The organism is Amycolatopsis coloradensis (assembly GCF_037997115.1).
Taxonomy (GTDB): domain Bacteria; phylum Actinomycetota; class Actinomycetes; order Mycobacteriales; family Pseudonocardiaceae; genus Amycolatopsis; species Amycolatopsis coloradensis_A.
The window spans coordinates 5,523,126-5,534,928 of record NZ_CP150484.1; the positions used below are offsets into that span (position 1 = coordinate 5,523,126).

General features: G+C 68.4%; 10 protein-coding genes. 2 read left to right on the forward strand and 8 right to left on the reverse strand.

Annotation, left to right across the window (positions count from 1 at the left end; translation table 11 throughout):
- Window positions 1-70: 70 nt before the first annotated feature.
- From LCL61_RS25915 to LCL61_RS25935, 5 genes are all read right to left on the reverse strand, one after another.
- Entirely contained in the window at window positions 71-1,051 is a 981-nt protein-coding gene (locus LCL61_RS25915; RefSeq protein WP_016334115.1) for a VWA domain-containing protein, read from the reverse strand.
- Window positions 1,048-1,932, reverse strand: a complete 885-nt coding sequence (locus tag LCL61_RS25920) for a DUF58 domain-containing protein (protein ID WP_228688411.1) — start codon at window positions 1,930-1,932, stop codon at window positions 1,048-1,050. The genes LCL61_RS25915 and LCL61_RS25920 overlap by 4 nt, the downstream gene beginning before the upstream one ends.
- Window positions 1,933-2,002: 70 nt before the next feature.
- Window positions 2,003-3,073 (reverse strand): AAA family ATPase, encoded by a 1,071-nt coding sequence (locus tag LCL61_RS25925; RefSeq protein WP_034306533.1) that lies wholly within the window; start codon window positions 3,071-3,073, stop codon window positions 2,003-2,005.
- A gap of 238 nt (window positions 3,074-3,311) precedes the next feature.
- A complete protein-coding gene (mobA, locus tag LCL61_RS25930) occupies window positions 3,312-3,854 on the reverse strand; it encodes a molybdenum cofactor guanylyltransferase (RefSeq protein WP_340682127.1) in 543 nt (180 codons plus the stop codon).
- Between the two features lie 2 nt (window positions 3,855-3,856).
- Entirely contained in the window at window positions 3,857-5,212 is a 1,356-nt protein-coding gene (locus LCL61_RS25935) for an NlpC/P60 family protein (protein WP_340682128.1), read from the reverse strand.
- Between the two features lie 386 nt (window positions 5,213-5,598).
- Between LCL61_RS25935 and LCL61_RS25940 the strand changes: the two genes are divergently transcribed.
- Window positions 5,599-8,406 carry an aconitate hydratase gene (locus LCL61_RS25940; RefSeq protein WP_340682129.1) on the forward strand — a complete coding sequence of 936 codons (2,808 nt, stop codon included), beginning with the start codon at window positions 5,599-5,601 and terminating at the stop codon, window positions 8,404-8,406.
- A gap of 72 nt (window positions 8,407-8,478) precedes the next feature.
- Entirely contained in the window at window positions 8,479-9,282 is an 804-nt protein-coding gene (locus LCL61_RS25945) for an alpha/beta hydrolase (protein ID WP_340682130.1), read from the forward strand.
- A gap of 356 nt (window positions 9,283-9,638) precedes the next feature.
- On the opposite strand, the gene LCL61_RS25950 is transcribed toward LCL61_RS25945, so the two are convergent.
- The 3 genes from LCL61_RS25950 to LCL61_RS25960 are packed head-to-tail and all read right to left on the reverse strand — an operon-like array spanning window position 9,639 to window position 11,692.
- Complete coding sequence (locus tag LCL61_RS25950) at window positions 9,639-10,427, reverse strand: ABC transporter permease (RefSeq protein WP_340682131.1); 789 nt, start codon at window positions 10,425-10,427, stop codon at window positions 9,639-9,641.
- 9 nt (window positions 10,428-10,436) lie between these two features.
- Window positions 10,437-11,300 carry an ABC transporter ATP-binding protein gene (locus LCL61_RS25955; RefSeq protein ID WP_340682132.1) on the reverse strand — a complete coding sequence of 288 codons (864 nt, stop codon included), beginning with the start codon at window positions 11,298-11,300 and terminating at the stop codon, window positions 10,437-10,439.
- Window positions 11,297-11,692 (reverse strand): GntR family transcriptional regulator, encoded by a 396-nt coding sequence (locus LCL61_RS25960; RefSeq protein WP_340682133.1) that lies wholly within the window; start codon window positions 11,690-11,692, stop codon window positions 11,297-11,299. Before LCL61_RS25960 ends, LCL61_RS25955 begins: the two co-directional genes overlap by 4 nt.
- Window positions 11,693-11,803 lie beyond the last annotated feature (111 nt).

Sequence of the window (11,803 nt, forward strand, 5' to 3'; positions counted from 1 at the left end):
CGCTCACGGTTTCCGGCCTTTCATAGCAAATTTTGCTATGAAAGGCCCCTTCATCGCAGAGCCCGAGCGTCTACGGCAGTCGCTGCCCCAGGAAGAGCGAAGCCGCGGCACCGATCATCAGCACCAGCGTCCCCAGAATCACCCAAGGCCTGCTCGCGTCGGCGTCCTTGAGCTCGTATCCGATCTGCTCGCCGAGGTCGTCGTACACGCGTTTCAGCTCGTCCGCGCTCGCCGCCTTGTAGAAGTCGCCGCCCGAAAGCCGGGCGATCTCCTCCAGCGATTCGTCGTCGACCTTCACGTCCTGCGGTTTGCCGTCGATGTCGACCGAACCGTGTGTGGTGCCGAACGAGATCGACGAGATCGGCACCTGAGCCTGCTTCGCCGCCTGCGCCGCCGTGTAGCCGCCTCGCGGGGCGTACAGGTCGTCCGGGACTGTCTGCTTGCCGTCACTCATCAGGACGATGCGTGCGGGCGGCGGGCCTTCCGCGCCGCCCACGATCGCCGAAAAGCTCTCGATCGACTGCAACGCGGCGAAAATCCCTTCGCCGGTGGCCGTCGACTGCGCCAGCTTGAGATTGTCGATCGCCTTCACCACGCCGCCGCGATCGGTGGTCGGCGCGACCAGCACGGTCGCCGTCCCGGCGAAGGAGATCAGCCCGAGGTTCACCCCCGGGGTCATGTTCTGCGCGAACGAACGCGCCGACTCCTGGGCCGCCTTCAGCCGGGTCGGGGCGACGTCGGTCGCCTCCATCGACAGCGAGGTGTCGATCACCAGCATCACGGTGGCCCGGTTGCGGGGCACCTTCTGCTCGGCCGTCGGCCCCGCGAGCGCGACGGTGAGCACCAGCAGCGAAAGCACGATCAGGATGGCGGGAACGTGCCGCACCCATCCCTGGCTCTTCGGCGCGACCTTCTCCAGCAGTTCCAGGTTGGCGAACCGCATGGTGCGCTTGCGCCGCGCGCGCTGGGAAAGCACGTAGCCCACGGCCACCGCGGCGACCGCCAGCAGCAGCAGGAACCACCACGGCGAGGCGAATCCGGTGAGGCTCACGCGACACCACCGGACCAGCGGCGCTTGCGGGCCACCACGAACCGGACCATGTCCGCGATCCAGTCCGAATCGGTGCGCAGCACCAGATGCGCGGCACCGGCCCGGCGCAGCGCGGCCGCGACCTCCTGCCGGTGAGCGTGCGCCGCGGCGCCGAATTCCTTGCGCAGCAAGGCCGAAGCGTGCACTTCGCGCTGTTTCCCTGTCTCCGGGTCGGCCAGCACGACGGTGCCCACGTCGGGCAGGTCGATGTCGCGCGGGTCGAGGACTTCGATGGCGATGAGGTCGTGGTGCCCGCCGAGCGCGCGCAACGGCCGCTGCCATTCGGTGTCGCCGAGGAAGTCGGAGATCACGACGGCGAGCCCGCGACGGCGGGGCGGACGGCGCAGTTTTTCCAGTGCCGCGGCGAGATCCCCGCGGACACCTTCCTCGGCGCGCGGGGTCTCGGCGATCTTGCGGACCAGCCCTCGCGCGTGCGGGAGGCCGCCACGCGCCGGAATTCGCGTGATGTTGCCCGCCCCGTTGGAGACGAGCGCACCGATCCGGTTGCCGCCACCGCCGGTCAGATGGGCGACCGCGGCCGTCGCGCAGACGACCAGGTCTCGCTTCTCGCACAGCGCGGTGCCGAAGTCGAGGCTCGCGGACACGTCCGCCACCAGCCACGTCTCCAGCTCACGGTCGGCGACGGTCTCCCGGATATGCGGGCTCGTCGTCCGCGCGGTGACCGCCCAGTCCATCCGGCGGACGTCGTCACCGGGCTGGTACGGCCGGGCCTCCCCCGGTTCCGAACCGGGCCCCGGCACCAGGCCGAGATGGTTTCCCTGCAGCAGACCGTCGAGGCGGCGGCGCACGTCGAGTTCGAGTGTGCGCAGGCCCGCCTCCATCCGCTCCCCGCGGAGTACCGGCGGAGCCCAGGAAGGACGTTCGCCCTTCTCGTTCTTCACGCTCGCTTCCCTACCTGACCGGTGCGCCGGCCGGGACCGGGCCGCCCTGCCCGGCGCCGCCCTGCGGACGGGCCGAGACCTGCGGCAGCGGCACGGTCTGCAGCACCCGCGTGATGATGTGGTCGATGGGCACACCGTCGGCCAGCGCGTCGTAGGACAGCACGAGCCGGTGGCGCAGCACGTCGGGAACGACGTCGACGACGTCCTGCGGCAGCACGTAGTCCCGGCCGCGGACCAGCGCCAGCGCGCGGGCCGCGGCGATGATGCCGAGGCTGGCCCGCGGCGAGGCACCGTAGGACACCCAGCCCGCGACGTCGGCGAGGCCGTGGTCGTTCGGCGTACGAGTGGTGAGCACGAGGCGGACGACGTAGTCGACCAGCGCGTGGTGCACGAAGACCTGCGAAGCGACGTTCTGCAGGCGGACCAGTTCGGCCGGGGTCAGTACCTCTTGCGGCGTCGGCGGGGTGACGCCCATCCGGTAGATGATCTCCCGCTCTTCCTCGGCCGTCGGGTACTCGACGACGATCTTGAAGAGGAAGCGGTCGCGCTGCGCCTCGGGCAGCGGGTACACACCCTCGTTCTCGATCGGGTTCTGCGTGGCGAGCACGAGGAACGGGTCGGGCATCGGGAAGGTCTGGCCGCCGATCGACACGTGCCGCTCGGCCATCACCTCCAGCATCGCCGACTGCACCTTCGCCGGCGCGCGGTTGATCTCGTCGGCGAGAACGAAGTTCGCCACCACCGGGCCGAGTTCGACGTCGAACCGCTCGGCGCCCTGGCGGTAGATCCGGGTGCCGAGGATGTCGGCGGGGACCAGGTCCGGGGTGAACTGCACCCGCGAGAACGAACCGCCGACCACTCGCGCGAAGGTCTCGACGGCGAGGGTCTTCGCGACACCGGGAACGCCTTCGAGCAGGAGGTGCCCCCTGGCCAGCAGGCCGACCAGCATCCGCTCGACCAGCCTGTCCTGGCCGACGATGATCCGCTTGACCTCGAACACGGTCCGCTCAAGCAACTGGGCGTCCCGCGCCGGCGTTCCGGGCTGCTGCTGCGCGCCGTCGGCGTAGCCGGGCTCGGTCACTGTGCCTCCTGTGTTCCCCGCTTGCGTACTTGTGTCCGGATGTGACCGTAGTGGTCGGTGACACAGCCGTTCGTGACGGTAGCCAACCCGATCAGCGGTATGACGGCTGTGAAGGCCTCGGCGACGCCTGCTGGAGCCTACGGCGAACCACCGCCACGACTATGGCGCAGGTATCGAGCCGGTCGGGTCTCGTGAGTGGCAGGAACGGTTAGAACCGTCCATACCACTCACGACCGCCCTAAGAGAGCCGGTCCAGATCCTCTGGCGTGTCGATGTCTTCGCTCTCGCCAGGCTCCTCGGGCACCTCGACGATCTCCAGCCCGCCCAGCGTCCGCCGCAGCGACGCGTTCTCCACCGTCTCCGGCAGCGCGTCGCGCAATGCCTCCACGCGCCAGGCGCCGAGCAGCCATTGCCGCTCCCCCGAGGCGTCGACCAGCACCGCGCCCGAAGCCCGGCCGAGCCCGGCCAGCAGCCGGTCCACAGTGGACTTCCGGACGCCCGCGAGATCACCGGCCAGCACCACGACGAGGTCCGAGCGCACCAACGCGAGCCCGGCGGCCAGCGCGGCCACCGGTCCCGTACCGGGTGAGGACTCCCGGGTCCAGACGACGTCGCCGAATCCCGGTCGTTCCGGGCCGACGACGATCACCGGGTCCGCGTCCGCGAGCGCGGCCAAAGCCCTGGACAGCAACGGCTTTCCGCCGACAGGGAGCGCGGGTTTGTCCACACCGGACAGGCGACGCGCAGCACCGCCCGCCAGCACGATCCCCGCGTACGTCACGCCTAGCCGATCAAGCGGGTCGCGTACGGCATGATTCCGCCGTAGCGCACCGGCGCGATGCGGACCCGCAGACCGGACTGCGGCGCCTCGACCATCTGCCCGTTCCCGAGGTACATCGCGACGTGGTGGATACCCCGCGCGCTGCCGCCCCAGAAGAGCATGTCGCCGCGGCGCATCTGGGAGAGCGGCACCTTCCGCCCGGCGTTGTACTGATAGCCGCTGTAGTGCGGGAGCGACTTCACCCCGGCGAACGCGTAGATCATCAGGCCCGAGCAGTCGAAGCCGATCTTGTTGTAGTCGCCGTAACGGTCCGCCGTACCACCGTCGCGGATACCGCGCGTCGGGCCGGACGTGTTGCCGCCACCCCAGGCGTACACCACTCCGAGCTGCGACAAAGCGCGCCGGACGACGGCTTCGACGCTCGCTCCGGCGGGGGCCGACTGGACGGGCCTGCCCGTCGGGCGGCCACCCCCGCCTTGGCTGGGGCTGGGCCTCGACGCGGCGAGAGCGGCCTGACGGGCACGCTCCTCGTCCTCGCGTGCCTTCTGCGCCTTCCAGTCCTCGTAGCGCTGCCGCTGCCCCTGCAGGCCGCTGACCTTCTGCTGCGCTTCGAAGAGCTGCTTCTCGACGCTCGCCTTGTCGGCTTCGAGCCTCTCGTTCTGCGCGGCCTGGGTGTCCTGCGCGTGCTGCGCGGCGCTTTGGGCGTTGTCGGCCTCGTGCTTGGCCGCCTCCGCCGCGCGTTTGCGCTCCTGCGCGATCTCCAGTTTCTTGCGCGCGGTCGCGTCCTTGTTGGACTTGTCCGTCTGCGCGCGCTTCATCGTGTCGAGCGCGTTGAGCCTGCTGCCGCCGACCGCGTCGAGCATCTGGGCGCGGCCGAGCAGTTCCTTCGGGCTGTTGGCCGTCAGGTATGCCGAAACCGAGCCGATCTTGCTGCCCTGCTGGAAGCTGGCGGCGGCGAACCTGTCGAGGTCGGCGCGGGCCTTGTCGATGGCGGCCTGCGCCGCGTCGGATTCGGTGCGCGCGGCCTGCGCGTCGCGATCGGCCTGTGCGGCTTCGTCCTGCGCGGTCTCCGCGTCGACCCTCGCCTTGTTGGCCTCTTCCATCTTCAGCTCGACGTCGTCGTTGAGCTGGGCGAGCTTCGACTCGGCCTGGGCCAGCTGGTTCGTGAGCCTGCCGACGTCGCCCGCCTTGGCGTTGGCGTCGGCCTTGCTGGAGTTGATCTCGGAGTCGCTGGGATTCGGCGGGGGCGGCGGTACCGCAACGGCGGTACCCGTCACCCCGAGCAACAGGGCGATGCCGAGCGCGCCGATGGTCACGCCACGGCGGGCGCGTGCCCCAGACCCGGCTTCACCACGCACGATCCGCCCACCTCCTGATCTTGAACAACGACCTCACTGTGCCACTGCCGTCACAGCATTACCAGAAGCACCACCAGGAACTTACACACCGTAGGCACCATTTCCCCTCAACGGGGGACGAACAGACGAACGTTTCGTCACTCGAACGGCCGCAGGTGGATGAGACGTTCCTGACCCGCGTGTCGGCTTGCCGGTCAAAGTGAGCGGGAAGGGTCCGGAACCGGGGGGCGACTTGAATTCAAAAAAGGACGGGCGTACTGTTTGAGGAGACGAACGAGGTGTGCCATCCCGCGTCCGGACCTACGGTGGGGGTGCGCAAGACTCGCTCCCGGCCGACCCGAACGGCCTGGAGAACTCACCGAACTGACCCGCCACTGGAGTTAGAAGTGACCGCACCCGCCAGCAAGGACAGCTTCGGCGCCAAAGACACGCTGAAGGTGGGCGACGCCTCCTACGAGGTGTTCCGCCTGAACAAGGTCGAGGGCTCCCAGCGCCTTCCCTACAGCCTGAAGATCCTGCTCGAGAACCTGCTGCGGACCGAGGACGGCGCGAACATCACCGCCGACCACATCCGCGCGCTCGGCAACTGGGACGCCAAGGCCGACCCGTCGATCGAGATCCAGTTCACGCCCGCCCGCGTGATCATGCAGGACTTCACCGGCGTGCCCTGCGTCGTCGACCTCGCCACCATGCGCGAGGCCGTCACCGACCTCGGCGGCGACCCGGACAAGGTCAACCCGCTCGCCCCCGCCGAGCTGGTCATCGACCACTCCGTCATCATCGACGTCTTCGGCCGCGCCGACGCCTTCGAGCGCAACGTCGAGATCGAGTACGAGCGCAACCGCGAGCGCTACCAGTTCCTGCGCTGGGGCCAGGGCGCCTTCGACGAGTTCAAGGTCGTCCCGCCGGGCACCGGCATCGTGCACCAGGTCAACATCGAGCACCTCGCGCGCACGGTGATGGCCCGCAACGGCCAGGCGTACCCCGACTCCTGCGTCGGCACCGACTCGCACACCACCATGGTCAACGGCCTCGGCGTGCTGGGCTGGGGCGTCGGTGGCATCGAGGCCGAGGCGGCCATGCTCGGCCAGCCGGTCTCCATGCTCATCCCGCGCGTCGTGGGCTTCAAGCTCACCGGCGAGATCCCGACCGGCGTGACCGCCACCGACGTCGTGCTCACCATCACCGAAATGCTGCGCAAGCACGGTGTGGTCAGCAAGTTCGTCGAGTTCTACGGCGAGAGCGTCGGCGCGGTGCCGCTGGCCAACCGCGCCACCATCGGCAACATGAGCCCGGAGTTCGGCTCCACCGCGGCGATCTTCCCGATCGACGAGGAGACCGTCCGCTACCTCAAGCTCACCGGCCGCTCCGAGGAGCAGGTCGCGCTCGTCGAGGCCTACGCCAAGGAGCAGGGCCTCTGGCACGACCCGTCGCACGAGCCGGAGTACTCCGAGTACATCGAGCTGGACCTGTCGACGGTCGTCCCGTCGATCGCCGGCCCGAAGCGACCGCAGGACCGCATCGAGCTCACCGACGCGAAGAACTCGTTCCGCAAGTCGATCCACGACTACGTGGGCGGCGAAGAGGTCCCGCACACCAACGTGGACGAAGCCGTCGAGGAGTCGTTCCCGGCCAGCGACCCGGCCGCCCTCTCGTTCAAGGACGAGGGCGCGGTCGACATCCAGTCTGCGGCGAACGGCCACAGCGGCCGCCCGACCAACCCGATCAAGGTCAGCACCCCCGACCGCGGCGAGTTCATCCTCGACCACGGCGCCGTGGTGATCGCCTCGATCACCTCCTGCACCAACACGTCCAACCCGTCGGTCATGCTCGGCGCGGCGCTGCTCGCCCGGAACGCGGTCGACAAGGGTCTCGCGGTCAAGCCGTGGGTCAAGACCTCGATGGCGCCGGGTTCGCAGGTCGTCACCGACTACTACGACAAGGCCGGTCTCTGGCCGTACCTGGAGAAGCTGGGCTACCACCTGGTCGGCTACGGCTGCACCACCTGCATCGGCAACTCCGGCCCGCTCTCGGACGAGATCTCCGCGGCGATCCAGGAGAACGACCTCACCGCGGTTTCGGTGCTCTCGGGCAACCGGAACTTCGAAGGCCGCATCAACCCCGACGTGAAGATGAACTACCTGGCGTCGCCGCCGCTGGTCATCGCGTACGCGCTCGCCGGCACGATGGACTTCGACTTCGAGGCCCAGCCGCTCGGCAAGGACACCGACGGCAACGACGTCTTCCTGAAGGACATCTGGCCGTCGGCCAAGGAGATCCAGGAGACCATCGACTACGCGATCACGCAGGAGATGTTCACCAAGGACTACGCCGACGTCTTCGACGGTGGCGAGCGGTGGAAGTCGCTGCCGACCCCGGAGGGCAAGACCTTCGACTGGGACGCGGAGTCCACCTACGTCCGGAAGCCTCCGTACTTCGAGGGCATGCAGGCGGAGCCCGCCCCGGTCACCGACATCTCCGGCGCGCGCGTGCTGGCGAAGCTGGGCGACTCGGTCACCACCGACCACATCTCCCCCGCCGGCGCGATCAAGCCGGGCACCCCGGCCGCGCAGTACCTGACCGAGCACGGCGTGGAGAAGAAGGACTTCAACTCCTACGGCTCGCGTCGCGGTAACCACGAGGTCATGATCCGCGGCACCTTCGCGAACATCCGGCTGCGCAACCAGCTGCTGGACGACGTGCAGGGCGGCTACACCCGCGACTTCACCCAGGACGACGCCCCGCAGGCGTTCATCTACGACGCGGCGCAGAACTACGCGGCGCAGGACATCCCGCTGGTCGTCCTGGGCGGCAAGGAGTACGGCTCCGGTTCGTCCCGTGACTGGGCGGCCAAGGGCACGCGCCTGCTGGGTGTGCGCGCGGTGATCACCGAGTCGTTCGAGCGCATCCACCGGTCGAACCTGATCGGCATGGGCGTCATCCCGCTGCAGTTCCCGGCGGGCGAGTCGGCCTCGTCGCTCGGCCTCGACGGCACCGAGACGTTCGACATCTCGGGCATCACTAAGCTGAACGACGGCGAGACCCCGCGCACGGTCCACGTCACCGCGACGAAGACCGACGGCACCAAGGTGGAGTTCGACGCGGACGTCCGCATCGACACCCCGGGTGAGGCGGACTACTACCGCAACGGCGGCATCCTGCAGTACGTCCTGCGGAAGATGACCCAGGCGTAAGCACTACGCACGAGGCCCCTTTCCCCGCACTTTGGGGAAAGGGGCCTTTCGCGTTCTTCGGTACCGTGCGGTATGACCACGGGGAGAGTTCAGGTCGAAAACGGCGAATTGGCGTACGAAGTCCGGGGCGATGGCGATCCGGTGATCCTGCTGCACGGCGGGATCCTCGACTCCCGGATGTGGGACGCGGCGATGACGGCGCTCGAACGCCACCACACCGCCATCCGGTACGACGCGCGCGGGCACGGCGAGTCGTCCACGCCGACGAAGCGATTCAGCCACTACGAGGATCTCCGCGAGCTGATGACGGCGCTGGGACTCCCCCGCGCGTCACTGGTCGGCTTGTCCGGTGGTGGCCGGATCGCGGTCGACTTCGCGCTGACCTATCCGGATCTGGTCGAGAACCTCGTGCTCGTCGCCACCGGCCTCAGCGCGATGGTGACGAAGGATCCCTTCGTCCTGGAGCAGACCAAGAAGCTCGAAGAGGCGGGTGCGCGGGGTGATCTCCCGGGCGCCATCGAATGCATCCTGCGCATGTGGGTGGACGGGCCGCGGCGCGCGCCCGCGGACGTCGATCAGGAAGTCCGGCGGCTGTGCCAGGAGATGTACACGCAGACGGTCGTCCGGCACGGGCTCTCGGGCTTCACGCTGATGGACGAGCTTCGGGCCATCGAGCGCACCGGCGAGCTGACCCCCCGCACTTTGACCTTGGTGGGAGATCTGGATTCCTCGGACGTTCTCGCCATCGCCTGCCAGATCGAAAGCGAAGCACGCGACGCCCGGAAACTGGTCGTCCCCGGGGTCGCGCATATGATCAATCTGGAGCAGCCCGCCGAGTTTTCCCGGATGGTGCTGGATTTCCTGGCCTGCTCGTGAGTGGCGAGGATGGCCCTAAAGCAGGGTAAGGCAAATGTGGCGTGCCGGAGTTGGCGGCAGGAGCGGGACTCGCCGAAGAGACACCTTCCCGACTGTCCATAAGGGACATTTTCGAGGTGTCAGTGCCCGAGTTGGGCGATTTGCGCAGTTCGACGACACCCTCACCAACCGGGCATATGACCTTGAAGCAGACCTTTCGCTGCCGGAAAGCGTCCCTTGTGGACACCAGAGGGCAGCTGGCTGGCTCCTGTCGGCCAGTCCAGCACCACGCCGCGAAGGCTGCTTCTCTGACTAGACCCAGCGAAGGGGTCCTTCACCGCAGAGGCTCGGTCACGCCACATTTGACTTACCCCTTTCTAGGAGCGGCGGCGGATGGCGAAGGTCGCGGCGACGGCCAGCAGCAGCGAGACGCCCGTCAGGATCGCGGCTTCGGTCCACTGGAAGCGCCAGTACCAGTCCGCGGGCAGGACCTTGAGCGCGGTGATCTCGCCGGCGGCGTCCCTGACCATCTCGACGACCCGGCCCGCGGGTTCCGCGCCCAGCGCGACGAGCCGGGGTTCCGCGTAGCCGTCACGAACGTTGCTCAGGCCGATCATCAGGCCCACCGACACCGCGATGGTGACGGCGATGGCGGGCAGGGTCTTGCGGATGAGCGCGCCCGCGGCGGTGCCGAGCACGAACCCGAAGAGCCACCACGCGCCCGGCGCGACGCCGGTCATCGTGAACAGGACCGGGTTGTCGAAACGGCTGGTGAAGGCGGTGTCGCCGCGATCGGCCGGGAAGACCTCCACCCAGCGCTGCATCATCGCGCCGAACGCGAGCCCGCCGAGGGTGGCGAGAACGGCGAGGAAGGCCAGTTTCACTCCGAGCCAGTGGAACCGTGAGATCGACTGGGTCCAGGCGAGTTTCGTGGTGCCGCGTTCGAATTCGGCCGCGACCAGCGGGGCGCCCCAAAAGACGCCGATCGCGACCGGGACGACCTGGAGCCAGGAGAGGTACTGGTACAGATCCGCGAAGAGCTTCGCCGGGGCCGGACTGTCCGCGGCGGCGTTTCCGTTGACCAGCAAGATGATTCCGACGGCGACGAGCAGACCGGCGGTGATCATCAGCTGCATCCGGTGCTGACGGTAGGTGAGCCAGAGCATCGTTCCCCCTTACGCCGAAGCCAGTGTCGGGCGAGGCAGGCTCGCGGATTCGGGCCGCCGCAGGTAGGCGAGCACCACTTCCTCCAGGTTCGCCGGCCGTTCGGTCCACTGTGGACCCAGCGGGACCGGTTCGGTGCGGGCGAACACGGTCGCCTGCCTCCCCGCCCTGGCCTCGTCCACGATCGCGACCCGCCTGGCCAGCGCGTCGGCCTCCTCGGCGGGGCCGACCAAGGTCCGGTGCCCGGCGACGAGTTCGTCGATGTCGCCGCTGACCTGGACACGACCACCGTTGAGGACGATCAGCCAGTCGCAGGTGTTCTCCAGATCGGAGACGACGTGGGACGAGAGCAGGACGGTCATCCCGGTCTCGGCGACCGCCTCCATCAACCCCCGCATGACCTCGTGCCGGGCCAGGGGGTCGAGGTTCGCGAGCGGCTCGTCGAGCACCAGGAGGTCCGGGCGTTTCGCGAGGGCCAGGGTGAGGGCCACCTGCGCGCGCTGCCCGCCGGAGAGCTTGCCGACCTTGTGCCGTAAGGGAAGCCCGAGTGAATCGATACGCTTGAGCGCGAACTCGTCGTCCCATCCGGGGTTGAGGCGTCTGCCGAACTTGAGCATCTCCGCGATGCTGAAGCCGGAATACAACGGCTTGTCCTGCGCGAGGAAGGCGGCGGTGCCCTGGATCGCGACCGAGCCGAGGGTCGCGTCGAGCAGTCCGACGGCCAGGTGCAGGAAGGTCGTCTTGCCCGCGCCGTTGGGCCCGACCAGCGCGACGACGCGCCCTTTCGGGACGGCCAGGGAACAGTCGCGCAGCGCCCACTTGCGGCGGTAGCGCTTGCCGAGTCCGGTCGCCTCGATGACGGATTCATCGGTCATGCCGTCCGCTCCCCTCGAAAGCCATCGACCACCACCGAGGTGAACAGCGCCTCGACGTCTTCCTGATCCAGCCCCGATTCGCGTGCGTCGCGGACCCACGCTGCGAGGCTCTTCCGCAAGCGGGTGTGCTCCGCGAACGAAGCGCCTCCGAGCGTCTTCTTGACGAAGGTGCCGAGGCCCGGCTTTCCCTCGACGAGCCCTTCGCGTTCCAGCTCGCGATAGGCCTTGAGGACGGTGTTGGGATTGATCGCCAGCTCGGCGACCACTTCCTTCGCCGTCGGCAGCCGGTCCCCCGACTCCAGCAAGCCCAGGCGGAGGGCGTTCTTGACCTGCTGGACGAGCTGAACGTACGTCGCGACGCCCGAGCCCTTGTCCAGGTGGAAGGTGACCACTGGCAACACCCTTTCACTAATTAAGTAGTGAAAGGGTGCAGGCAGACGTCGGCGCCTGTCAAGTGATCACGCCGAAAAGCTGTGAAGGCCTCCTTGAGGGACTCTGATTCC

Bases quoted from the DNA above. Each gene is read 5' to 3' on its own strand.
- LCL61_RS25945 (WP_340682130.1), top strand. From the start codon at position 8,479: ATGACCACGGGGAGAGTTCAGGTCGAAAACGGCGAATTGGCGTACGAA.
- LCL61_RS25950 (WP_340682131.1), bottom strand. From the start codon at position 10,427: ATGCTCTGGCTCACCTACCGTCAGCACCGGATGCAGCTGATGATCACC.
- LCL61_RS25955 (WP_340682132.1), bottom strand. From the start codon at position 11,300: ATGACCGATGAATCCGTCATCGAGGCGACCGGACTCGGCAAGCGCTAC.
- LCL61_RS25920 (WP_228688411.1), bottom strand. From the start codon at position 1,932: ATGGAGGCGGGCCTGCGCACACTCGAACTCGACGTGCGCCGCCGCCTC.